This is a genomic window from Flavobacterium sp. ov086 (genome assembly GCF_900187965.1).
Classification (GTDB): Bacteria; Bacteroidota; Bacteroidia; order Flavobacteriales; family Flavobacteriaceae; genus Flavobacterium.
In genome coordinates, this window is sequence record NZ_FZNL01000003.1 from 132594 (window position 1) to 156801 (window position 24208).

At 33.2% G+C, this 24208-nt stretch carries 21 protein-coding genes; 15 read left to right on the plus strand and 6 right to left on the minus strand.

What is annotated here, in order from left to right; genetic code table 11:
- Positions 1-2 precede the first annotated feature (2 nt).
- Positions 3-4415: a PAS domain S-box protein gene (locus CHB81_RS04185; protein ID WP_089350641.1), complete on the plus strand. Its 4413-nt coding sequence runs from the start codon at positions 3-5 to the stop codon at positions 4413-4415.
- Between the two features lie 63 nt (positions 4416-4478).
- Here CHB81_RS04185 and CHB81_RS04190 read toward each other — a convergent pair whose 3' ends face one another.
- Complete coding sequence (locus tag CHB81_RS04190; RefSeq protein ID WP_089350642.1) at positions 4479-4895, minus strand: lipocalin family protein; 417 nt, start codon at positions 4893-4895, stop codon at positions 4479-4481.
- A 162-nt stretch (positions 4896-5057) separates the two neighbouring features.
- A complete protein-coding gene (locus tag CHB81_RS04195) occupies positions 5058-6113 on the minus strand; it encodes a hypothetical protein (protein ID WP_089350643.1) in 1056 nt (351 codons plus the stop codon).
- A 336-nt stretch (positions 6114-6449) separates the two neighbouring features.
- Between CHB81_RS04195 and CHB81_RS04200 the strand changes: the two genes are divergently transcribed.
- The 11 genes from CHB81_RS04200 (at position 6450) to CHB81_RS26805 (ending at position 13892) form a co-directional block, all read left to right on the plus strand.
- The gene (locus CHB81_RS04200) at positions 6450-6641 is read left to right on the plus strand and encodes a hypothetical protein (protein ID WP_089350644.1); all 192 of its coding nucleotides are present in this window, start codon (positions 6450-6452) and stop codon (positions 6639-6641) included.
- Between the two features lie 52 nt (positions 6642-6693).
- The gene (locus tag CHB81_RS04205) at positions 6694-8403 is read left to right on the plus strand and encodes an ATP-binding protein (protein WP_089350645.1); all 1710 of its coding nucleotides are present in this window, start codon (positions 6694-6696) and stop codon (positions 8401-8403) included.
- A gap of 7 nt (positions 8404-8410) precedes the next feature.
- Complete coding sequence (locus tag CHB81_RS04210) at positions 8411-9079, plus strand: response regulator transcription factor (RefSeq protein ID WP_089350646.1); 669 nt, start codon at positions 8411-8413, stop codon at positions 9077-9079.
- Between the two features lie 587 nt (positions 9080-9666).
- The gene (locus CHB81_RS04220) at positions 9667-10077 is read left to right on the plus strand and encodes an FxLYD domain-containing protein (protein ID WP_089350648.1); all 411 of its coding nucleotides are present in this window, start codon (positions 9667-9669) and stop codon (positions 10075-10077) included.
- A 24-nt stretch (positions 10078-10101) separates the two neighbouring features.
- The gene (locus tag CHB81_RS04225) at positions 10102-10389 is read left to right on the plus strand and encodes a DUF3892 domain-containing protein (protein ID WP_089350649.1); all 288 of its coding nucleotides are present in this window, start codon (positions 10102-10104) and stop codon (positions 10387-10389) included.
- Between the two features lie 12 nt (positions 10390-10401).
- A complete protein-coding gene (locus CHB81_RS04230; RefSeq protein WP_089350650.1) occupies positions 10402-11004 on the plus strand; it encodes a PH domain-containing protein in 603 nt (200 codons plus the stop codon).
- Between the two features lie 3 nt (positions 11005-11007).
- Positions 11008-11217 (plus strand): TM2 domain-containing protein, encoded by a 210-nt coding sequence (locus CHB81_RS04235; protein ID WP_089350651.1) that lies wholly within the window; start codon positions 11008-11010, stop codon positions 11215-11217.
- Between the two features lie 218 nt (positions 11218-11435).
- Positions 11436-11852, plus strand: a complete 417-nt coding sequence (locus tag CHB81_RS04240; protein WP_254920962.1) for a hypothetical protein — start codon at positions 11436-11438, stop codon at positions 11850-11852.
- Positions 11853-11878: 26 nt separating this feature from the next.
- On the plus strand, positions 11879-12088 hold the full coding sequence (locus tag CHB81_RS04245) for a hypothetical protein (RefSeq protein ID WP_089350652.1): 210 nt from the start codon (positions 11879-11881) through the stop codon (positions 12086-12088).
- A 214-nt stretch (positions 12089-12302) separates the two neighbouring features.
- Complete coding sequence (locus tag CHB81_RS04250) at positions 12303-13652, plus strand: GH1 family beta-glucosidase (protein WP_089350653.1); 1350 nt, start codon at positions 12303-12305, stop codon at positions 13650-13652.
- 75 nt (positions 13653-13727) lie between these two features.
- Entirely contained in the window at positions 13728-13892 is a 165-nt protein-coding gene (locus tag CHB81_RS26805; RefSeq protein ID WP_158283873.1) for a hypothetical protein, read from the plus strand.
- 86 nt (positions 13893-13978) lie between these two features.
- On the opposite strand, the gene CHB81_RS04255 is transcribed toward CHB81_RS26805, so the two are convergent.
- A complete protein-coding gene (locus CHB81_RS04255) occupies positions 13979-14512 on the minus strand; it encodes a 5'(3')-deoxyribonucleotidase (protein ID WP_089350654.1) in 534 nt (177 codons plus the stop codon).
- An 85-nt stretch (positions 14513-14597) separates the two neighbouring features.
- Between CHB81_RS04255 and CHB81_RS04260 the strand changes: the two genes are divergently transcribed.
- Positions 14598-15347, plus strand: coding sequence for a DeoR/GlpR family DNA-binding transcription regulator (locus CHB81_RS04260; protein WP_089350655.1), 750 nt, complete (start codon positions 14598-14600; stop codon positions 15345-15347).
- A gap of 381 nt (positions 15348-15728) precedes the next feature.
- Here the strand turns inward: CHB81_RS04260 and CHB81_RS04265 are convergent, their stop codons facing one another.
- Positions 15729-16376 carry a hypothetical protein gene (locus CHB81_RS04265; RefSeq protein ID WP_089350656.1) on the minus strand — a complete coding sequence of 216 codons (648 nt, stop codon included), beginning with the start codon at positions 16374-16376 and terminating at the stop codon, positions 15729-15731.
- A 974-nt stretch (positions 16377-17350) separates the two neighbouring features.
- Here CHB81_RS04265 and CHB81_RS04270 point away from each other — a divergent pair.
- Together CHB81_RS04270 and CHB81_RS04275 are read left to right on the plus strand one after the other, a co-directional pair.
- A complete protein-coding gene (locus CHB81_RS04270) occupies positions 17351-17551 on the plus strand; it encodes a hypothetical protein (RefSeq protein WP_089350657.1) in 201 nt (66 codons plus the stop codon).
- Between the two features lie 53 nt (positions 17552-17604).
- The gene (locus CHB81_RS04275) at positions 17605-19314 is read left to right on the plus strand and encodes an ATP-binding protein (RefSeq protein ID WP_089350658.1); all 1710 of its coding nucleotides are present in this window, start codon (positions 17605-17607) and stop codon (positions 19312-19314) included.
- Positions 19315-19536: 222 nt separating this feature from the next.
- On the opposite strand, the gene CHB81_RS04280 is transcribed toward CHB81_RS04275, so the two are convergent.
- Together CHB81_RS04280 and CHB81_RS04285 are read right to left on the minus strand one after the other, a co-directional pair.
- Positions 19537-20988, minus strand: coding sequence for a TolC family protein (locus CHB81_RS04280; RefSeq protein WP_089350659.1), 1452 nt, complete (start codon positions 20986-20988; stop codon positions 19537-19539).
- Positions 20981-24148: an efflux RND transporter permease subunit gene (locus tag CHB81_RS04285; protein WP_089350660.1), complete on the minus strand. Its 3168-nt coding sequence runs from the start codon at positions 24146-24148 to the stop codon at positions 20981-20983. The genes CHB81_RS04280 and CHB81_RS04285 overlap by 8 nt, the downstream gene beginning before the upstream one ends.
- Between the last annotated feature and the right edge of the window lie 60 nt (positions 24149-24208).

Sequence of the window (24208 nt, forward strand, 5' to 3'; positions counted from 1 at the left end):
GAATGAAAGCCACAAACAAAGAGTATTATTTTTTGGCCGATGGTGGAAAGATGGGAGAATTACTGCGATCTAAAGATTGGAGTAAAACCCCTTTAGGAAATCCCGACACCTGGCCACAGAGTCTTTGTACTATGGTTGGCGTAATGCTCAATAATCCGTTTGGGATGTACATTGCGTGGGGAAATGATTATATACAACTTTATAATGACGCCTTTCGCCCTATTCTGGGTGCATCAAAACATCCTGAAGCCTTAGGCATAAGTTCGCACAAAACCTTCTCTGAAATTTGGGATACCATAGGTCCAATGTTTAGTGAAGTTATAAAAGGAAAAGCGGTGAGTTCTCCTGATTTTATGGTTGTCTTAAATCGAAACGGATTTGATGAAGAATGTTATTTTGATTTCTCTTACAGCCCAATCAAAATAGAAAATGGAGAAATTGGTGGTGTCTTAGTAACCGTAATTGAAACCACCGAAAAGAAAAAAGCAACCAAAGCATTACAAGAAAGTAACTCCCAATTTATAAATAATATCATGCAGGCCCCTGTTGCAATGTGTGTTTTTAGAGGTGAAAATCATATTGTAGAAATTGCCAATGCCCAGATGATTCAGTTATGGGGTACTGAATATGAAAAGGCAATCAACAAACCCATTTTTGAAGCCTTGCCCGAAGCTCAAAATCAGGATCTCGAAATACTTCTTGACACAGTATATAAAACAGGTGAAAAATTTATTGCCAACGAACTCCCGATTCTTTTACCAAGAAATGGAAAGGTAGAAACTACTTATGTCAATTTTGTTTATGAGGCCCTAAAAGATACAAACGGAACCATATCTGGTGTTGTTGCAATAGCGATCGAAGTAACTCCGCAAATTTTAGCCCGCTCAAAAGTCGAAGAAAGTGAACAAAAAATAAGACAGCTTGTCGAGAATGCCCCCTTTCCTATTGCTGTATATGTGGGTAAAGAAATGATTGTAGAACTCGCCAACGATTCTATTATTAAAATATGGGGGAAAGGCAATGATGTTATCGGAAAATCCTTTAAAGATATTCTTCCTGAATTGGATAATCAATTGGTATTTGAACAAATTAATACCGTTTTGGAAACCGGAAAATCCTTCCACACAAGAAATACTCCGCTCGATCTAACGGTTGACGGAAAATTACACACCTATTATTTCAACTACAGCCTAACACCTCTATACGACATAAATGGTACTGTTTATGGCGTAATGAACACCGGAGTAGACTTAACAGACCTCAACATAGCAAAGAAAGAAACCGAAGAAAGCGAGCAGAATTTACACAGTATGGTATTGCAATCGCCTATTGGTATTTGTGTTTTGGATGCTAAAACTTTGGTTAGTGAAATTGTAAACGAAAGTTTTATTCAAGTTGCCGGAAAACGATACGAAGAAATCGCAGGAAAATACTATTGGGATGCATTTGCCGAAGTAAAATCTTTTTATGAAGAAGCTTTGCAAAAAGTAGCAGACGAAGGTATTCCGTTTTATGTAAATGAGGTCGAAATGATGCTCATCAGACATGGAAAAGAAGAAAAAATTTATGTCACTTTTGTTTATGCACCACTTAAAAACATAGAAGGCGAAGTCAAAAAAATAGCCATTTGGGTACTCGATAATACGCCACAAGTTGTTGCGCGACAAAAAATTGAAGAAGCCGATAAACGTTTTAGGAATACCGTAAAACAAGCTCCTATAGGAATTACAATTTTACGTGGTTCAAATTTCATAGTAGAAACTGCCAACGAAGCTTATTTGAAATTAGTAGACAGAGAAGAGAATGATCTTATAGGTAAACCTTTATTCGATTCTTTACCGGAAGTTGAAGAAAGTGTCAGTTCATTGCTAAATGAAGTTCTAACAACCGGAATTCCTTTTCATGGAAATGAAGTTCCAATTCCGTTAAAACGTTATGGAAAACTAGAAACTTCCTATTTTGATTTTTTATATCATCCGCTAAAAGAAGAAAACGGCAAAATTTCGGGTATTATAGTAACTGTTACCGAAGTAAGTGAAAAAGTCGAAGTCCGAAAAAAAATAGAGCAAAACGAAGAAAGGCTTAAAATTATAGTTGAAGCCAGCGAATTAGGAACCTGGGAATTAAATGTAAAAACAAAGGAACCTAAATACTCTAAAAGATACCTCGAAATCATTGGCGGATATACCGATAATGTAGTATTAACGCACGACCAATTACTAAAACATCTGCATCCGGATGATATGAATATTCGGAATCAAGCTTTTAAAGATGCTATTATTTCCGGATATCTCCATTATGAAGCCCGAACGATCTGGAAAGATCAATCTGTTCACTGGATGGAAGGAAAAGGAAAAGTTTTCTATGATGATCACAATAACCCTGAGAAATTAATAGGTACGATACGAGATATAACCGATGAAAAAAATCATCAGCAAGAACTTGAAGAAAGCGAAAAAAGATTCCGTGATCTTATCATGCAATCTCCCGTACCAAAAGCTATTTTGAAAGGCAAGGATATGAAAATTGAAATTGCCAATGTTGCACTTCTTAAAAATATCTGGAAAAAAGAAGAAAGTGAGATACAGGACAAAAACTTGTTTGAAATCTTTCCGGAGCTCGAACATCAAAAATATGGACAACTTTTAACCAAAGTTTACAATACAGGAGAAATTCATACTGAATCAGAATCGCTTTTGTACATTGATGGAAAAGACGGAAAACACCAATTGTATATCGATTTTGAATACGCTCCTTTGCGGGAATCGAACAATAGTATTTCGGGAATAAAAATGACTTTAATTGATGTTACCGAGAAAGTGGAAGCCCGCAAAAAAATCGAAGAAAGCGAAAAAAGATTCCGCTCGTTAACTGAAAGTATTCCGCAATTAATCTGGGAAACCGATGAAAAAGGAAATGCTTTATTTTCATCCGGAAAATGGTTTGAATATACCGGTATAAAACCTGCTGGAGAAGCCGAATGGAAAGCGATGATTCATCCGGATGATTATGACGAAAATGTTAGAATATGGAGTCATAGTTTAGAAACAGGTGAAGTATACAGATGTGATGTTCGCTTAAGACGGAAAGACGGATATTACAGATGGCACGCCGTAATTGGTGAACCTATTTTTAATAAAGACAACAAAATAATAAAATGGGTTGGCGCTTTTACAGATATTCATACTGAAAAAGCTTTTACACATGAACTTGAACAACAAGTAACGGTACGAACCAAAGAGTTGAGTCAGATCAATGAATCACTTCGAAAAAGTGAAGAACGTTATCATTTAATGGTCGAAGAAGTACAGGATTATGCCATTTTGTATTTAAATCATGAAGGTATAATTGAAAACTGGAATGTGGGTGCAGAGAAAATAAAAGGATACAAAGCCGAGGAAATTATCGGAAAGTATTTCTCTATTTTTTATACCGAAGAAGACCGGAAAAGTGGTCTTCCTGCAAAACTTTTAAACCTAGCAATCGAAACAGGAAAAGCAACACAAGAAGGATGGCGTGTTCGTAAAAACGGAACTTTTTTCTGGGCGAATGTTGTAATTACAGCAATTCATAACAAGAAAAATCAAGTCATTGGATTTTCAAAAGTAACACACGATCTTACAGAGAAAAAGAAAGCAAACGATACCTTAAAACAAAATGCATTAGAACTCGAACAAAAAAATGCAGAACTGGAACTAATGAACAAAGAGCTTGAGTCTTTTGCTTATATCTCAAGTCATGATTTGCAGGAGCCTTTAAGAAAAATACAAACTTTTGCCACCCAGATTCTGGAAAAAGAATATCAGAATTTATCTGATATAGGTAAAGATAAATTCCAGCGAATGCAAAATGCAGCGCAAAGAATGCAAACTCTGATTAATGATTTACTTTCGTATTCAAGAACAAATGTTCAGGAAAGAGTATTTGAAAAAACAGATCTTGCCAAAATTATCGATGAGGTAAAAGACGATTTAAAAGAAGAACTCGAACAAAAAAATGCCGTTATAGAAGTTCTTAAAACATGCAAAGCAGATATAATTCCGTTTCAGTTTAGGCAATTATTATATAATTTAGTAAGCAATTCGCTTAAGTTTTCTAAACCCGAAACTCATACCATTATAAAAATAAACTGCGAAATCATCAAAGGATCAATTGTAGAAAATGCTAAACTAAGCGACGAAACCAATTATTGTCATATTAAAATCACCGATAACGGAATTGGTTTTGAGCAACAATACAGTTCTAAGATATTTGAAGTATTTCAGCGTCTGCATGGCAAACTGGAATATACCGGAACAGGAATTGGTCTCGCAATCGTAAAAAAGATTGTCGATAATCATAACGGAATCATCACTGCAACGGGCGAACAAAATATTGGAGCCACTTTCGATATTTACCTTCCAACATTATCATAAACAAAAAATCGGAAGCACTTTTTAAAGTGCTTCCGATTTTTTTTAACTCCTAAAGAGAGAAAATTATCTCGTGTAAACTGTTATTACACCAGTAGTTTTGTTTTTTATCTTCAACTCTTTATTGGTAAGATTCATGATATCGCTCGTAGTACTTAAATTTCCTATCGTAATAGTTAAATCATTATGAGATCTTACATAAGTTCCTGTAGTTTCTACCAAGGCACAGTTAGCACCATCGTAATCACCTATAACGGCAGCATTACTCAATCTCAAATCTAAATAATCTCTATTACATCCAGCTGCATTTTCAGGAGCATCAACCAATACTTCTTTTCCGTCAACGATTGTTCCTGTCTTGCTTAGGTTGTATTTCCCTTGTATTGGCACGATTGTTTCTCCCTCATTATCATCGCTGCTGCACGATAAAGTAAATAATCCAATGCTCAATAATAGTCCGAATAATATACGTTTAGTTTTCATGTTTGATTTCTTTTAAATTAATTATTAGTATATGGCTAAATTATACCCAACATCGCTGAATGATGTTATATAATATTCACTTTCATTTACATAATTATTTTAATTATCAATGTAATTTCTTACTTAAGAAATTACATCAAAATCAAATAGATACAAGAAATACTACTTACACGGTTTTCCTTTCAAATATTTATTATATATATAATGTGAAACTGGTCTTAGAGGTCTATTAAATTCAGGATGTCTTCCATGATCATTAAAAAAATCTATTCCTCCATCTGGTGTCTTGGTATACCAAATAAAAGCTTCGCCGTCTTTCTTAAAACAATTAGTAGTATCGCAAGCCGTTAATTTTCTAAAATCTAAAAGTTCCTCATTTAGTGGAATTATTTCGTTTAAATTTCCCTCATCTTTAGAGGAACAATCTACCACTTCATAATGATCTCCTGACCATTGCATACAATCATTCTTAAAAAAAGCGAAATAAATTACTGTACTAATTAAACCAAAGATTAGTAACGTCGCAATTGCTGTATTCTTTAATTTATGCAACAAATAGGAGATCGTTTTCTCAATCCTTTCAGTTGATTTTATTGTTACAGGTTTCGAAACTATAGTCAAAACCTCAACTTGTTCCACATCTTTACTTCCCTCCTCTTTATTCAAATCTGGCTTTATATCTGCAAAACCTTTTATATGGTTTTCTTCCTTTATATTATCATTAGAAATTGTTTCATCAGAATTGATCGTTTCATTCTTATCATTTTCCTTCTCTATAACTATATCTTCTTCCTCTTCTTTCGCATTTGATGATTCTGGAATTATAGAATCTTCAGGATGTTTTAAATAACTAATAATTCCTTTTTCCTGAAATTTTCTGAAAGGTCTATGCTGAAAATCAACCAAAATAGCAGTTAGATTAATTGCTTCCCTAGTTGTTAAATCTGTCTGTCCTTTTAAAAAAGTCCCTACAGGTCTAAACTTATCCGTATGATCTCTAAATAAAGTTCTTTTAAGTGGATTAAACTCAAATCCAAAAAAAGAAGCAAAAACCATCAAATCATCCTGACTCAAACCTCCTTCAAATTTTTGCCAACAAAAATCTCTTAGATAAGCTTGACCGAGTGATGTTGGTGCACAAGAAAGTGGATTATTTATGTCCTTTTCATATTTAGCTCTGATGGCTTCTTTGTAATCTTCAATAGTAAAGTTAGGCATAGGCTTTAGGAATTTTTAGGAATTTCTAAGAATCTTCAGGAAGGCTTCAACATTGCAGGAATTCCCAGAATTCCTTATCAATACGGCGGTATAAGCGTTGTTCCTTTGTCTCAGAAATTAGTTCATGTTTGATATCGCGATTCAAACAAAAATACAAAACTAGTTCAATTAAAAGTACGGAAATCCGTAAGACGAAATTTATCCGGGAAGTATAAATATTACTCTTACTGATCTACGTGCTCCACTTCCCAAAGCAATTTGGTATTGCCTTAACAAAGTTCAGAACCTTTTTGAACGGCAATACCCTTTAGTAAAAATCATTAAAAACACAAAAAAATGAAAAATTTATTTACAATGGGAGCGTGCGCGCTATTGAGTCTTACAATATTTTCTTGTACAGCAGACGAATTTGAAACTGGAAACAAAGATAAAGCAGAGGTTAAAAAGGCATTCATGTCTGAGCCGATTACTCCTCCAGGACCTGGTGATGATCCAATCATTGTTCCGCCACCACCAAAAAAACCATAAATTAAAGAAGGTGGTTTATAATTAATTCATAAATTCGGGGAAAGTAACTTCTATGCTACGATCCCCGTTTTTTTGTTTTATTATTTTTATAACTTTCCTTTCCTGTAAAGAAAAAACAATAGTAGTTGTTAATCTCGACGCTACAAGAGAAAAAGCTTTTATAATAAGAGAAAAAGGAATATTAAATTTTAAGGAGAAGAACTTTAATAGTGCTTTTTACAACTTCAATAAATCTAAAATAATATATGAGAATTTAAAAGACAGTGCCAATATTGTTTATAGTTTAATTCAAATGGCTTGGATACAGCAAATAAATGGTGATTATTATGGGAGTAAAGAAACATTAACAGAAGCGTTACCTTATATCAAAAAGAAAGATCTTTCTAGTGCTTCTATTAATAATTTCTTCGGAATTGCTGACAAAGAACTCTCCTTATATAATGATGCTATTTTGTATTACAAGGAATCTATAAAAGAACTGGACAATGAAGCTTCAAAACAATCTCCTTTAAACAACATTGCTGCTGTTTATATTGAGCAAAAAAAATACGATCCCGCAATTCAGATATTAGAATCTTTACTTAGCCAAAATAATTTCCAAACAAAAGAAAAGCTTATAAAGAAATACAGAATACTGGATAATCTGGGTTATGCATACTTCAAAAAAGGCTTATTAGATAAAGGTCTTTCCCTTATGGAAGAAAGTCTTAAGATGAGAAGTCGAGACAATGATTCTTATGGTTCCATTCAAAGTAATCTTCATTTAGCTGAATATTATAGCAAAATCAATCCCCAAAAATCAAATCAATATGCCTTAAATGCGTATCAAACAGCAACTACATCTAATAGTATTGATGAAAGATTAAAGGCACTTTCTTTTATAATTTCAAATGATTCTGACATCGATGACACCAAATATGCTCAAAAGTTTGTTTTCTTAAATGATAGTATTATTAAAATCCGAAACAACTTCAAAAACAAATTTGCGAAGATTAAATATGACTCCAAAAAAGAAAAAGACGAAAATCAGAAATTGCGTTTGGAGAAGGTCGAAAATGAATTGGCACTTCAGGAAGCAAAATATCAGAGAACCTTTTCTATTCTTGGAGTTATCATACTTTTCACTGTATTAATTTATGGCAGAAAGTATTATCGAAATAAAAACAGAATCGGAAAAATAAAAGCTACTTATGAGACGGAAACCAGAATTGCCAAAGACATACATGATGAATTGGCCAATGATGTTTTTCATGTCATGACTTATACACAAACACAATCTTTAGCCGATATAACTATAAAAGAATCTCTAATTCACAAATTAGACAATATCTATTCCCGCGTCCGAAGAATTTCACAAGAAAATAGTACAATTGATATTACATCAAATTATGCTGTTAACTTAAAAGAAATGCTTTCGACTTATAATAGTCCGGAAGCAAACGTAATCATCAATAATATTGAAAAAGTAAATTGGGAATTAGTAGATAATTTCAAAAAAGTTACAATTCATAGAATTCTAAAAGAATTAATGGTGAATATGAAAAAACATAGTAACGCATCATTAGTTGTTGTAAAATTTGAAAGCAACGGAAAAACGGTTTCAATTGATTATACAGATAACGGAAAAGGCTGCGAAAAAGATAAAATTATTAAAAATGGTCTGCAAAATATGGAAATCCGTATTCTGGCCATAAAAGGAACTATTACTTTTGATACAGAACCAGATAAAGGATTTAAAGTAAAAATAACTCTGCCTAAATAAGAGCCCTATGTTTAAAAAAGTAATAATTGCCGAAGACCTGGAAGATATAAATTTAGGAATCGAGCAAACCTTAAAAGATTTAGATATTGTAAATTTTCAACATGCAAAATATTGTGATGATGCCTTTTTAAAAATCCGAAAAGCTATTCTGGATAATGAGCCGTATGATTTATTAATTAGTGATCTTTCGTTTAAAAAAGACCATCGTGAAGTAAAAATTTCGTGTGGTGATGAACTTATCGAAAAAGTCCGTGAATTACAGCCTGATATTAAAATCATAGCTTATTCTGTCGAGGATAAAAGCTTTCGCATTAAATCTCTTTTTGATAATTCAGATGTGAACGGATTTGTATTAAAGGGGCGAAATAGTATCGAAGATTTAAAAAAAGCAATTCATATTATTTCTACTTCAGATCAAAGATTCATTTCGCATGAAGTTGCTTCTGCACTTCAGGAAAAAAACAATTTCGAGATAGACGATTTAGACATTGAAATTTTAAAATATTTATCAGCAGGAACTCCACAAGATGATATCATAAAAATCTTTAAAGACTCCGGTAAAAAACCTAACAGTAAAAGTGCTATGGAAAAAAGACTTTCTAAACTAAAAGATTTTTTCAAAGCAAACAATACCATTCATTTGGTTTCGATCACAAAAGATATGGGGATTATTTAATCTTATTATATTCTTGTTTTTTAAATTATAAAGCTCCTTCGGGAGCTTTTTTTATTGCCGAAATTTAAATATTTATTGGATTATGGATTTCCGTAAAATACTGGTTATGATTGGTTTTACTTTTGAAATATCAAAAACTAAAACATGAAAGTCAAACAATTATATATAGGTCATTTTATTACACTTTTATGTGGCAGTATTATATATGTGCTATTCAGATCTTCAAGCTTAAGAATGTTTGGTTGGTTCGAAAAACTAGGTGTTTTAAATTTTATAAAGACTATCAGAAGCTTTACAATTGATTACGCAAGTAATTTATCCAGCCTTATATTATTCTCATTTCCAGATGGACTATGGTTATTTTCATACGTAAGCCTGATTTTATATCTGTGGAAAAATGAAATAAGATATGAGAATGTTTTCTGGATTTTAATTGTACCAATAATTGCAATTATATCGGAATTAGGACAAATACTAAAAATAGTACCTGGCACATTTGATATAATAGATTTACTCATGTACCTATTAGGAACTACTCTACCTTTTTTAATTTACAAAAAATCAATAACCATTAATTTATTAAACCAATGAAAAGAAAAGTACAACATTTATTTTCTGCATTAACTCTGGCAGGATTTATATTCATCGCATTTGGAAGTGGCGATGATGAAAAAACTAGCTCAAAATTTGATTCAGCAACAATTTCAAATACAGGAAATTCAAAACCTGACGTGGAAATACTTAAACAATCAGCAAAATATGAGCCAACACTTAGCTCATACACAATTCACTGCCGACTTAAAAACAATACAACTGAATTAATCAGCTATCTCGATTTAAAAGCAACTTTCTATGATAAAAATGGAAATATTGTAGGAACAGGGATCGGCAATGCTGCAAACTTTGCTGCTGGAGCCGAAAAAACTGTAGATGTTATGGGACTTGACATTCAAAACTGTGATAAGTACGAAGTAGAAATTGGCACAATATTAAATTAATAATTAACTAAAAAGACTAAAACAATGGCACAATCAGTAGAAATTAAATGTATCAATAAATCTGACAGATATAATATACATGAACGTATTTTAAATATTGGTGGATTAAATAATGATGGAACTAGATGGAAACTATCATTAAATGCCGCTATTAAAGGAATTGAAGATGGCGAGTGGGCATTTTATGTTAGCAAAGCTGGTCGCAAAGTAAATGTAATTATTGTAAAAACTTCATTAGGCAATAAATACCTCAAAACAGAAGCTGATACTACTGAAACAAACAACTTATTAGAATTACCCGAGTGTAATTAAAATCCAACTATTATGATAAACGATTTAAAAAAATTCTTAAACGAAGAACAAGACCCAAAAGCAGTTGAAAAACTATTAGTAAAAGTTAACGGATTACTTACTTCTGGTGAAGAAGTAGAATACATCGCCGTGCAAAAAAAACCGGCTTTAAATTTATCTCCGGACTGTATTGCTTTAACTAATAAAAGAATCATTTTCTGCAGACCAAGAAATTTAGGATTATCTATGGATTTTCAGGATTATGCCTGGAAAGACATATTAGATTGTCATATGAAAGAAGGAATTATGGGAGCAACTTTTTCTATGAAGACAATTAAAGGACATGTGAATATGCTTGATTATTTACCAAAGGCTCAAGCCCGAAAATTATATCAATTTGCTCAGCAAAAAGAAGAAGAAATGGTTGTTTTCAGACGTGAACATGATCTTGAAAATAAAAGGGCAATTGCTGGCGGAGGAATAACCGTAAATACAAATATACCAACTGCTCAAAATGTCGAGCAAAAAGAAGATCCATTAGAAGTGCTTCAAAAACTAAAAAAATTATTAGAAAGCGAAATCATTTCACAAACAGAATTTGATTCAAAGAAAACAGAAATTTTATCTAAAATGTAAATTATGAAAAGTAAAACTACCGCAGCAATTTTGACATTCTTTTTGGGAGGAATCGGAATCCATAAATTTTATTTAGGACAATCAGGACAAGGGATTCTTTATCTATTATTTTGTTGGACACTTATTCCTTCACTATTAGCCTTTTTTCAGTTTTTCGGACTTATTTTTATGTCTGATCATTCTTTTAATGTAAAATATAATACTGGATTTTAAATGGTTTAAAATTAAAGCCAAATCATTTAAGCTTTTAAAGAGGAACGGAAATGTCCTCTTTTTTCTATTTAAACCAACTTTCTTCTCAATTAGATCTTTCGATAAAATCACGTGTAAATACGCATTTTAAAGAAAGTAATTCTAATTAGATTTATCACTATTTAAAAACAACAAGATTTTAAAACCTGTTTTAAGATTATCTAAATACCTCAACGCCTGTGCAAAAAAATTACCTAATCCTACTATCATTTCTTTCGCTTGGAATACTTTCTTGCAAACATGCTTCTGCTCCGGCTCCTCAAAAAATAAACACATTTTATAAGGAAGTAATTTCTTCTGACGACCGCAAATCTATAACTCCCGAAGAATCCAAAACCTACCATGTTGATACACAATATCATTATAAATATAGAACTGGAAATTCTGGTCATTACGAATATAATTATAATGTAAAAGGTGTCAATATAAAAGGAGACTCTGTTTTCGGGAATATAAATGTTGAAGGAAAATATGGCGCGGGAATATTAACCAATGATTCTGTCCCGGAACTCAACATAAAAACCGAATGGATCGATAACGGAAAACTTAAAGCTTATGACGAAAAAGGAAATGAATATTTCTTAATAGTACAGTAATTGCATTTACCCCAAATCTTACCCAAATGAAATATAGCTTAATCCTACTCTTTATCTTCTTGACATCATTTTCTCCGGTTGAGACTAAAGTCTACATTTGCGGACCAACCGGAGCAAAAAAATATCATTATACAGATAATTGCCGCGGATTAACTGCCTGCCGACATGAAATTACTAAAGTATCAATTTCGCAAGCGCAAGGTTACGGACTCACACTTTGCGGCTGGGAAGATTAACCTATTAGCTTATTGATTTAATCATTTGATAATAACTACTTTACAATTAATTCACATTAGTTTTGTTAATTTGAATAAAACTAAATATCATGAAATTCTTCAATCTAAATTTTTTGGTTTCATTCAAAGAATGGCTTTTTTTAAGAGCTATGCAATCTTCTTTCCTTCATTAAAATATTACAAATTCAAATTTTAAAAAGGAAAGCACAATTGAATGAATAAAGTTGAGACCTCATTTTTACACAAAGACCAGTTTGGACAAGATTTCTTGTGGGGTGTTTCTACCGCCGCTTTCCAAACTGAAGGAGCACATGATGCCGATGGAAAAGGTTCTTCGATCTGGGATGTTTTTACCTCTCAAAAAGGAAAAATCAAAAATGGACATCATGCCCTGACTGCTTGCGATTTCTACAATTCTTATCAAACGGATATCGACTTAATAAACGAATTAAACATTCCGAATTTTAGGTTTTCCATCAGTTGGTCACGAATTATGCCCACAGGAATCCACCCTGTAAATCAGGCAGGAATCGATTATTACAACAAAATCATAGATTCATTATTAGCATCCGGAATCGAACCCTGGATTACGCTTTATCATTGGGATTTACCTCATGATCTGGAAGTAAAAGGCGGATGGACCAATCGCGAATCTGTTAAATGGTTTTCTGAATATGTTGCCGTTTGTGTACTATATTTTGGAGATCGTGTCAAAAACTGGATGGTTATCAACGAGCCTTCTGTTTTTACAGGAGCCGGATATTTTCTGGGCATTCATGCTCCGGGAAAAAAAGGGATTACCAATTATCTTAAAGCCATGCATCATGTAACATTAGCCACTGTTGCAGGCGCAAAAACTTTGCGAAAACTAGTTCCTGAAGCAAATATTGGAACCACTTTTTCCTGTACACATATTGAGCCTTTTTCGCAGACGCCAAAAGATATCGAAGCCGCAAAACGTGTTGATACTTTATTAAACAGAACTTTTATAGAGCCTATTTTAGGATTGGGTTATCCGCAAGCGGATTTACCGGTGCTAAAAAAACTCAACAATTATATCCTTGAAGATGATTTAAACAATCTCGCTTTTGACTTTGATTTTATTGGACTTCAATGTTATACGCGAGAAGTTGTAAAAGCGTCTTTATTGATTCCGTATATTGGTGCCGAATTAATCAGCGCCGAAAAAAGAAATGTTATCGCCACAGATATGGGTTGGGAAGTTTATCCTCCGGCACTTTATCAGGTTCTTAAAAAATTCAATAATTATAATATAAAGAAAATTATAATTACAGAAAATGGTGCCGCATTTCCGGACATTATTAAAAATGGAAAAGTCTACGATATCAAACGCACGCATTATATACAAGACCATTTAGAACAAATTTTAAAAGCAAAAAAAGACGGTTATAATGTTGATGGTTATTTTGTATGGAGTCTTACTGATAACTTCGAATGGGCTGAAGGTTACAATGCCAGATTCGGATTAATTCATGTTGATTTTGACACACAACAACGAACTATTAAACATTCAGGATTATGGTTTCGTGATTTTTTATCTTAAAAAAGCGCTAAAAATAGAATTTAAAGATTATTTTTACAAAAATAACCCTTAGAATTAACTTAAAATAGCACCGTTATGGAAATTAATAATTACGTATTAACTGCCATAATTATTGGCGTTGTTCTATTAGTCTATTTTCTAATAAAGCAAAATAAAAAAGATCGCAAGAAAATTGAAGAAGCACTAAATTTCTACAACGAATCTGATGAAGTAGAAGTTAATAACGACCTTAATTTATAGTTCTTTTTTAATCCTTCAAGAAAAACAAAAAGCCTTTCGGAAGTCAACTTTCGAAAGGCTTTTTTGTTTAAAACTTAACCAATAATTTATAAGGTTTTCTCTAAAACCTCAACAGCTTCTTTCCAATTGTTTACTCTTAAATGATGTGTTTGATTCACGTTATGAGATGCCGTAAACATGATAGGTTTTCCCATACAATAATCCAGATTTTTACAATGATCGTCAATCATATAATCTGTATTGATAATTCTTTTGCTTCCGCATAAAATAATATTATCCCATTTTATAAAAGGAAAGTGTTCCCCAAGCCAGGCTATTTTTTCGGCAAGCGAAACCGGAAATTCAGTCGCAGCAGAAACTATAAAAATTTCAAAATTCTCCTGCAATCGACGTAAACTTTCAACCGCATCCGGCATTACAGGCAAGGTTCTAAAAAAATTATCCGCATTTAAAACCGCACGTAAAAGAGCCCGATCCTTAAAAGCTTCTTCCTCTGCCAAACCATGAATACTTTCCTTTGAAAGTGTTGTTCCATTGGCTTTATTGTAATGTTCAATAAGTTGTACTTCGATGTCGGCAAGTACGCCATCCATATCGATAGCAATAGTTTTCTTTTTCATTTCTAATTAATTTTGCAACAAATTTACGCAAATATTGCAAAGTATTGCAATTTTAACTTATTTTTGCAATATAAAATTGCACCAAATGAAAAAAGAAGAGCGTCAAAAAGTAATTTTAGAATACTTATCAAAAGAGCATCGGGTAACTTTACTTGAACTCAGCGCATACTTAAATGTCTCAGAAGACACGATAAGACGAGATGTAAAAGAACTCTCAGATCAAGGTTTATTAAAAGCAGTCCGCGGAGGTGCAGTTGCTCCTTCTCCTATTCCGCTGCACTTTAGGGTTAGAGAAAACCACGATGTTGAAAACAAAAAAATTATTGCCGCAAAAGCAATCTCGTACTTAAAAGACGGTCAGGTCGTATTTATTGATGGCGGAACAACTTCTATGGCTTTAGTAGCAAGTTTTCCCTATGATCTAAAAATAACTGTCATTACAAACAGCTTTCCGGTTGCAGCATTGATTGAAGATTTACCAAATATCGAATTGATTTTTGCCGGCGGAAAAATGTGCAAAACATCTTTTACCACTGCCAGTATTGATACGATCGATTTCTTTAGGAATTTTAGAGCTGATATTTGCATTTTAGGAATTTGCAGTATTCATCATGATCGTGGCGTAACAGGAGTTTTATATGATGATTCGCAAATAAAAAGAAACATGATCCAGAATTCAAATTTTGTTATTGCATTGAGTTCTATCGAAAAAATTGGAACCGCCGAATCTTATTTGGTCTGTCCTCTTAAAGATATTAATGTTCTTGTAACGAATATTAATCCTGAAGATGAGGTTCTAAAAGCTTATAAAGAGGCTGGTTTGATTATTGCCTAATCAGTTAACAGATTTCACAGATTTAATTCTTTTAATCTGTGAAATCCGTTAAAATCATTTTAAATCTGCGTGCAAAATTTTCAGCCACTCTCAACAAGTATCAGCATAAAATATTAAAAAAGTTTTTTACACAGATTTGCTTTCCAAACTAGTAATTTTCATAAACAAAATTCACAAAAAACATTTTCAAAAAATCAATAAAAATCCGTTATTTCATTGATATTTACTAGGTTTACTGGTTATTTTTTCTTATCTTTATAGTATAAATAACAGATAATATATGCCAAAAAACAAACTTTTCAGAGACCTGAATTACTCCTCAAAAAATTATTCTTTTTACCTTTTCAAGCATTTTATTTTTCCCAATGCTTCTCCTCAACTTCATTTAGATTTAGAAATCATTCTATCTAATTTTTTTAGACATTTTGAAGAAACTAAGGCTACTGCCCCAACTCCAACCATAATTATTTTTTCCGGATCTATTTTCTGAGCTCTTATTTTAGAAAATACGTCTTTAAAATTAAAGTAAAGATTTCCTTTTTTAGGATCCTCTTTCGGTGCTTCATTTTCATTTTTCACAAAACCCGCTACTTCTATGACTTCTTTCTCCCTTTCAACAACTATCTCACCTTTATCGGCATTCTCAATTTGTTTGGTTTCTTTAATTCTGCACTTCTCGTTAAACTTTTTAAAAGGGCGCGGTTGAAAATCAACTATAACTGCCGCAAGATTTATTGCATCAATATTCAACGGATCTGTTTCACCCTTAAAGAAAGTTTCAATAGGCCTAAACTTATCTTTTTGCTCCTTAAACTTATTCTTTTTAGTATGATCAAAATCTAAGCACAATAAATTTTTAAAAACATTTAAATCGTCCTGCGTTGGGTTGTTCTCAAAAATAAGCCAACACAAATCGCGGAGTTTTCCACGAGAAGGATTATACAAGTAATCGAAGTGTTCTCCTTCTTTTACGATCTCGTATTTATTTTTAATGCCTTTTTTATATTCTTCTAATGTTTTGGAATGCATGGTATGGTTTGGTATATATGGTTTTTTTTTAAGAATTCTTGGGAATCTCGGTAAACCGCAGAAATTCTGATAATCTCTCACAAAAAAAAGACATCAAAGTGCCTTTCGTTTATCATAGAAATTAGTTCATGCCTTGTCTGCAGATTAAAACAAAAATATAAAACTAGTTCAAATTAACAGTGTAAAAAACCGTAAGACCGACTTTATTTGGGAAGTATAAAAAACGTCTTACAGTTCTACACACTTTACTTCCCCAAAAATCAATTTTGGCACAACCATTAACAAGCTCCGGATAAATTCTGGATAGCAATACTCATGCCTAATTTTTAATCTAAACCAAAATGAAAAAAATATTTTTTTGCAGCCTACAATTTGTTTTTTGCTTTATTCTCTTCTACTTCCACAAGTATGGAAATCAGACCAAAAAACTAATCTATTTTTAGTATCTAACTATAATATTTATTTCTCGTTTTCCAACAATTAGACTTGTTCTACTATTAAATCAATTTATTGATCTCTTCGATATACATTTTTTAACTTTTTTTTAATAGTCCAGACAACCTTTTTAAGATTTTTTGCCTCTATTAAATAAAGATCAGATTTGATTTTACATTCACATAACACGTTCTAACGAGCCTAAATTTATTGTGCATTATATTCTTTTTTCAGGAATTCTTGGGAATCTCGGGAAAATGCGGGAATTCTGGGAATCCCCTATAAACAAAGGCCTAAAAGCTCCTTTCCTTTGCCATAGAAATTAGTTCAAGTTTTGTCTGCAGACCAAAACAAAAACAAAAAACTAGTTCCACTTAACAGTGTAAAAACCGTAAGACCGGATTTATTCGGGAAGTATAAAAAAACGTCTTACAGTTCTACACGGTTTACTTCCCAAAAACCAATTTAGTATTGCCAACCAAAAACTCTGGATCATCCCGGACAGCAATACCTATGTCTAATTTCTAAATTAAATCAAAATGAAAAAACTAATACTTTTTGTCGCTTTTGCGTCATTATTCACGATATTTTCTTGTACTCCTGAGGAGTATGAGACACAACCAAAAAAGGAAACTGAAAAAGTTATTAATCCTTCAAAACCAACTTATGCTGATGGTCCTGGTGACGACGGTACTATACGACCGAAACCACCAATCAAAACACCAGGTGGTGATGAATAAATAAATATTTTTAGTATCTAATTAATTACTATTTTCGGGGAAAGTAAATTTATATGTTACGGTCCCCGTTTTTTTATTTTATTATACTTCTTTTTCTTTTTTCGTGTACCGAAAAAAAAACCAATAATACAAATACCAAATCTATAGAAAAAGAGGCACTTAGTTTACGAGATAAAGCATCTGAACATTACGATAAACAAAACTTCAATACCGCATTTTACGAGTATAATAAGTCAAAACTGCTTTTTGAAAAATTAAAAGACAGTGCTAATATTGGATACATACTTACTATAATGGCATCAATTCAGCAAGTCAACGGAGATTACTATGGGAGTAAAGAAACCGTAACCGAAGCATTACCTTATATTAAAAAAAATAATGAGTATACCGCCACTATAAATAATATATTAGGTATTGCTGATAAAGAGCTTTCTCTTTATGACGATGCCATTCATTCTTATAAAAAAGCAGCCAATGACTATCAAGATCCTATTTACAAGCAAGGACCTTTAAGTAATATTGCAGCTGTTTATATCCAACAAAAAAAATACGATCAGGCAATCACTCTTTTAGAATCCCTTTTAAGTAAAAAAATACTAAAAGAGAAAGGGCAGGAAACTCGCGAAGCCAGATTTCAGGATAACCTGGGTTATGCTTACTTCAAGAAAGGAATCGAGGAAAAAGGATTTCTTTTAATGAAAGGTGCGCTTCAGACAAGAAATGAATTTAAGGACACTTACGGAAGTATAGAAAGCTATTTGCATCTTGCCGATTATTACGCTAAAAAAGACATTCAAAAATCAGACGAGAGTGCTCTTGCGGCGTACAATGCGGCCACAAAACTATATAGTGTTGACGAAAGATTAGAAGCGTTACAAATTTTAATTTCTAATAATCACAGTAACCAAACTGGCAAATATGTGCAAAAGTATTTTACTTTAAACGACAGTCTTATTAAAGTTAGAAATAACTTTAAAAACAAGTTTGCCAAAATAAAATACGATGCTAAAAAAGAAAAAGACGAAAATGCAAAACTTCGTTTAGAAAAAGCAGTAACCCAATTATCTCTTCAAAGAGCCAAATATCTAAGAATCGTATTTGTGATAGTTTTTATCTTTTTAGTCATTCTAATAGCCATTCTAATACGTTATTATAAAAATAAAAACAAAGCCATAGAATTTAAAACTTCGTACAATACCGAAACCCGAATTGCAAAAAAAATCCACGATGAGTTGGCAAATGACGTTTACAATGTAATTGCTTTTGCCGAATCTCAATTAGTATCTCAGGATAGTACCCGAGAAAATCTACTCGAAAAATTAGATGATATTTACGGACGTGTCAGAGGAATTTCAAGAGAAAACAACAGAATTGAAACTGGCATAGATTTTACCGGCAGCATAAAAGAAATGCTTTCGGCTTACAATACCACCGAAAGAAATATCATGGTTACCAATTTAGAAGATATGAATTGGGAAATGATCGATGATATCAAAAAGGTCACTATTAGCCGAATTTTACAGGAATTACTAGTGAATATGAAGAAACACAGTGAGGCAAATCTGGTTGTTATAAAATTCGACAACGATCAAAAATCAATCTTAATGAACTATACCGATAACGGTAAAGGCTGCGAAAAAACTAAGATTGCAAAAAATGGGCTCAAAAACATGGAAAGCCGTGTTGAAGTAGTAAAAGGAACTATTGCTTTTGACACAGAACCTGATAAAGGCTTTAAAGTAAAGATAGCTATACCTAAATAGGGACAAATCATCAGTTATTTTATAAGGAGCTATTTCCAGCTATCCGTTATATCTTTTCTTGTAAAGAAAGCAAGAAAAGGATACCGCTGCTATCTGGGCTAGGGAATCAAATTTTATAAGAAACTTCAATGTTTAATTACCTCTACACTTTTAAATATAAAAAAACCTCCCAGAATTTTACTTCTGGAAGGCCCCTACTAATAACTAATTAAAATAGGCATTCTATTTCCAACCGCCGCCTAGGTCTCTGTAAACATGAACCGCAGCATTCAGTTGTTCTTTTTTAGTATCTACTAATTCTAATTTCGCTTCTAACGCATCACGTTGCGTCATTAAAACTTCGAAATAATCAACTCTCGCTGACTTGAATAAATCATTAGAAACATCTATTGATGTGTTTAAAGCATCAACTTGTTGCGATTTAAGATCATATCCTTTTTGTAAGTTTTCGATCTTAGAAAGTTGGTTTGACACTTCTAAATAAGCATTCAAAACCGTACGATCATAATTATATAATGCCTGAAGCTGTCTTGCGTTTGCACTTGCGAATTCAGCTTTAATTGCGTTTCTGTTAATCAATGGCGCAGCCAAATCTCCTGCTAAAGAATATAACAAAGATTCTGGAAACGTAAACAAATAAGCAGGCTTGAAAGCATTTACTCCAATTGCAGCCGAAATATCCAATGATGGATAAAATTCAGCACGTGCTACTTTCACATCCAGTTTTGCAGCCACAAGCTCTAATTCTGCTTGTTTAACATCTGGACGATTTGCTAATAATTGAGATGGAATTCCAGAACTGACAGCAGCAGGTAATAAGCTTAAGAAATTAGTACTACTTGTTCTTTTGATTTCCTGTGGATATCTACCCAACAAAAAGTTGATTTTATTCTCCGCTTCTTTTATTTGCTGACGAATATCAAACTCCATACTTTTTGAAGTTAGAACCTCTGCTTCAAACTTCTTAACACCAAGTTCTGTCGCTCTTGCAGCCTGCTTCTGAATTTTTACAATTTCTAAAGCGTTTGACTGTAATTTAATCGTTTGGTTTATAATATCCAATTGATTATCCAAAGCCAATAATTCGTAATAAGAATCGGCAACTTCAGCAATAAGGTTTGTAATCACAAAGTTTTTACCTTCAACAGTAGCCAAATATCTGTTTAATGCCGCTTTTTTAGAATTGCGTAATTTTTTCCAGATATCCACTTCCCAATTGGCGTAAGCCGAAATAGTAAAATCTCCCAACGGATCAGGAGTTTCTACTCCAGGTTTGATTTCTGTAGTAGCATCACCCGCACCCTGACTAGTATATCTACCTACTTTTTCTACTCCAGCTCCGGCGCGAACACCAACTGTTGGTAATAAAAGTCCTTTTTTTACACGAATATCATTTTTAGCAATTTCAATTTCCTGCAAAGTGATATTTAATTCCTGATTATTTTTCAGGGCAACATCAATTAAATCAACAAGATTTTGATCTTTAAAGTAATCTTTCCAGACTAAAGCTGAGGTATTATTGTTTGCGTCCTGAGTTTGGGTTGTTGTGCCAAACGATTCAGGAACTGGTGTACTGGTTGTAGGTGCTGCCTCAGGCGCAGGGGCTTTACACCCTGCAACCGTAAGACATATACCTAACGCAATACCATATTGATATGATTTGAATTTATACATGATTGTTATCAATTTCTTCTGTTAATGGATTTTCTTCTTCATGTTTTACCAATTTATATTTCTCTGCAATTTTGGCAAAAATGAAATACAAGCCCGGAATTACAAATACCCCACAAATAGTACCTATAAGCATACCTCCGGCAGCTGCAGTACCAATGGTTCTGTTACCAATTTTACCCGGACCAGTAGCAAAAGCAAGTGGCAATAATCCCGCAATAAAAGCAAAAGAAGTCATCAAAATAGGACGGAACCTCGCTTTCGCTCCCTCCATTGCGGCTTCAAGTACTGATCTTCCTGCTGCATGTCGCTGTATCGCAAACTCTACAATCAACACGGCATTTTTACCCAGTAAACCAATAAGCATTACCATCGCAACCTGAGCATAAATATTGTTTTCTAATCCTGTTAATTTCAATAATAAGAAAGCTCCAAAAATACCTGCCGGTAAAGAAAGAATTACTGATAATGGTAAAATAAAACTTTCGTATTGAGCTGCTAATACTAGGTAAACGAATCCTAAACAAATTAAGAATACCCAAATAGCCTGATTACCCTGAGCAACCTCATCTGCAGAGATACCTGCCCAATCAATATCATAACCTCTTGGTAATTTTTTAGCGGCAACTTCCTGAATAACTTTAATTGCTGTACCAGAACTATAACCTGCCGCTGCAGAACCACTAATTTGTGTAGAAGTGTACATGTTATGTCTTGTAATCTCAGAAAGTCCGTATACTTTTTCTAATCTCATAAAAGCAGAAAAAGGAACCATTTCATCACGATTATTTTTCACATAAAGTTTTAAGATATCATCTGGCTGAGCGCGGTATTCTGGCGAAGCCTGAACGATTACTTTATAGTTAATTCCGTATTTAATGAAACTAATTTCGTAGTTACTACCCACAAGAGTTGACAAAGTATTCATGGCGTTTTCGATAGAAACTCCTTTTTGCTGTGCCATATCATTGTCTACCTTCATCATATATTGAGGGAAACTAGAACTATAAAAGCTGAACACGTTAGACAATTCCGGATGAGTGTTTAACTCTTTCACAAAATCATTATTTACCTGCTCCATTTTTTTGTAATCATTAGAACCTGTTTTGTCTAACAAACGAAGCTCAAATCCTCCGGCAGCACCATATCCTGGTACAGCAGGCGGTTGAAAAAATTCGATGTTAGCTCCTGCAATGTCTTTAGATTTTTCTTCCATTTCGGCCATAATCTCAAGAACAGAATGCTTTCTGTCACTCCAGTCTTTAAGGTTAACCAAACAAGTTCCTGAGTTAGAACCTGTACCTTCAGACAGAATTTCATAACCTGCTAATGAAGAAACAGATTTTACACCATCAATTTTCTCCGCAATTTTTTGCAGTCTTTCTGCAATATTATTCGTTCTTTCTAATGAAGAACCCGGTGGTGTTTGAATTACAGCATAAAACATACCCTGATCCTCATTCGGGATAAATCCAGAAGGAACAGAACTACTAATCAACCATGTTCCGGCACAAAAACCAAGAAGCGCAATAATTGTAACGGCTCTTCTGTTTACAATTTTAGCTAATAGGTTTTGGTATTTTCCTTGTGCTAAATTGAATTTATTATTGAATCCATCTATAAATATATTTACAGGCGTTTTCTTTTTAACCTCGCCATGATTGTTTTTTAACATCATCGCACAAAGTGCCGGTGTCAAAGTCAAAGCCACAATACCAGAAAGGATAATCGCCGTTGCCATAGTTACAGAGAACTGTCTGTAAAATACCCCAACCGGACCAGACATAAATGCAACCGGAATAAATACCGCTGCCATTAAGAATGTAATCGCTATAATCGCTCCTGCAATTTCGTGCATCGCTTTTTTAGTTGCTTTGAGTGGTGAGAGATGTTCTTCCTCCATCTTGGCGTGAACAGCTTCAATTACTACAATCGCATCATCGACGACGACCCCAATCGCTAGAACTAAAGCAAATAATGTAATTAAGTTCAATGAAATATCAAAGAATGTCATGAACACAAACGTACCAATCAAAGATACAGGTACCGCAATTGCCGGAATAACCGTCGAACGCCAGTCTCCTAAGAAAAGGAATACCACAATACCTACCAAAATAAATGCTTCTACAAGAGTATGAATTACTTTTTCGATAGAAGCATCAAGGAATTTAGAAACGTCATACGAAATTTCATAATCCATTCCTTTAGGGAATCTTTGCTTGATTTTTTCTAATTTAGCTTTTACCTCTTCAATAACCTGATTGGCATTACTACCAAATGATTGTTTCAATACAATAGCCGCAGAAGGTCTACCATTTAAGTTCGAATAGATATCGTACATCGAACTACCAAATTCTACTTTCGCAACATCTTTCAAGCGTAAAAGTTCCCCGTTAGCGTTTGATTTTACTACGATATTCTCATATTGTTCTTTGGTTGTAAAACGTCCTGAATATTTTAATACATATTCAAATGCCTGAGAACGTTTACCGGAACTTTCTCCTGTTTTACCAGGTGAAGCTTCTAAACTCTGACTTGATAATGCTTCCATTATTTCATCTGCAGAAATTTTATAAGCCAACATACGATCCGGTTTTAACCAAATACGCATTGCATATTCACGTGTTCCTAAGATATCTCCGGAACCAATACCATTTACCCTTTTTAATTCAGAAAGTACGTTGATATCAGCATAGTTATACAAGAACTTCATGTCGGTATTTTTGTCTGTACTGTAAAGATTCACATACATCAACATACTCGGTACTTCTCGGGTAATTTTGATACCCTCTCTAATAACTAATGGAGGTAGCTTATTAGTAACCGAAGCTACACGGTTTTGAACGTTGATCGCAGCCTGATTAGGATCTGTTCCTAAGTTAAAAACTACTTTGATCGTAGCTTCACCATCATTTCCGGCATCAGAAGCCATGTATTTCATTCCGGGAACTCCATTTAAGGCTCTTTCCAAAGGAATTACAACCGCCTTGATCATTAATTCACCGTTAGATCCTGGATAATCCGCGGTAACATTCACCATTGGTGGTGAAATTGTAGGGAACTGTGTAATTGGTAAACTTAATACCGACAATACCCCTAAAAAGACAATTATAAGCGATATCACTATCGACAATACAGGTCTTTGAATAAATTTATTAAACATTTTATATTTTTTTAATGATTAAACCAAATAGGAGTAAAACATGGTAATAGGTGAAATGTA

Bases quoted from the DNA above. Each gene is read 5' to 3' on its own strand.
- CHB81_RS04220 (WP_089350648.1), top strand. From the start codon at position 9,667: ATGAAAAGAAAAGTACAACATTTATTTTCTGCATTAACTCTGGCAGGA.
- CHB81_RS04255 (WP_089350654.1), bottom strand. From the start codon at position 14,512: ATGAAAAAGAAAACTATTGCTATCGATATGGATGGCGTACTTGCCGAC.
- CHB81_RS04285 (WP_089350660.1), bottom strand. From the start codon at position 24,148: ATGTTTAATAAATTTATTCAAAGACCTGTATTGTCGATAGTGATATCG.
- CHB81_RS04225 (WP_089350649.1), top strand. From the start codon at position 10,102: ATGGCACAATCAGTAGAAATTAAATGTATCAATAAATCTGACAGATAT.
- CHB81_RS26805 (WP_158283873.1), top strand. From the start codon at position 13,728: ATGGAAATTAATAATTACGTATTAACTGCCATAATTATTGGCGTTGTT.
- CHB81_RS04235 (WP_089350651.1), top strand. From the start codon at position 11,008: ATGAAAAGTAAAACTACCGCAGCAATTTTGACATTCTTTTTGGGAGGA.
- CHB81_RS04280 (WP_089350659.1), bottom strand. From the start codon at position 20,988: ATGTATAAATTCAAATCATATCAATATGGTATTGCGTTAGGTATATGT.
- CHB81_RS04265 (WP_089350656.1), bottom strand. From the start codon at position 16,376: ATGCATTCCAAAACATTAGAAGAATATAAAAAAGGCATTAAAAATAAA.
- CHB81_RS04270 (WP_089350657.1), top strand. From the start codon at position 17,351: ATGAAAAAACTAATACTTTTTGTCGCTTTTGCGTCATTATTCACGATA.
- CHB81_RS04230 (WP_089350650.1), top strand. From the start codon at position 10,402: ATGATAAACGATTTAAAAAAATTCTTAAACGAAGAACAAGACCCAAAA.
- CHB81_RS04260 (WP_089350655.1), top strand. From the start codon at position 14,598: ATGAAAAAAGAAGAGCGTCAAAAAGTAATTTTAGAATACTTATCAAAA.
- CHB81_RS04205 (WP_089350645.1), top strand. From the start codon at position 6,694: ATGCTACGATCCCCGTTTTTTTGTTTTATTATTTTTATAACTTTCCTT.
- CHB81_RS04200 (WP_089350644.1), top strand. From the start codon at position 6,450: ATGAAAAATTTATTTACAATGGGAGCGTGCGCGCTATTGAGTCTTACA.
- CHB81_RS04195 (WP_089350643.1), bottom strand. From the start codon at position 6,113: ATGCCTAACTTTACTATTGAAGATTACAAAGAAGCCATCAGAGCTAAA.
- CHB81_RS04190 (WP_089350642.1), bottom strand. From the start codon at position 4,895: ATGAAAACTAAACGTATATTATTCGGACTATTATTGAGCATTGGATTA.
- CHB81_RS04275 (WP_089350658.1), top strand. From the start codon at position 17,605: ATGTTACGGTCCCCGTTTTTTTATTTTATTATACTTCTTTTTCTTTTT.
- CHB81_RS04250 (WP_089350653.1), top strand. From the start codon at position 12,303: ATGAATAAAGTTGAGACCTCATTTTTACACAAAGACCAGTTTGGACAA.
- CHB81_RS04185 (WP_089350641.1), top strand. From the start codon at position 3: ATGAAAGCCACAAACAAAGAGTATTATTTTTTGGCCGATGGTGGAAAG.
- CHB81_RS04210 (WP_089350646.1), top strand. From the start codon at position 8,411: ATGTTTAAAAAAGTAATAATTGCCGAAGACCTGGAAGATATAAATTTA.
- CHB81_RS04245 (WP_089350652.1), top strand. From the start codon at position 11,879: ATGAAATATAGCTTAATCCTACTCTTTATCTTCTTGACATCATTTTCT.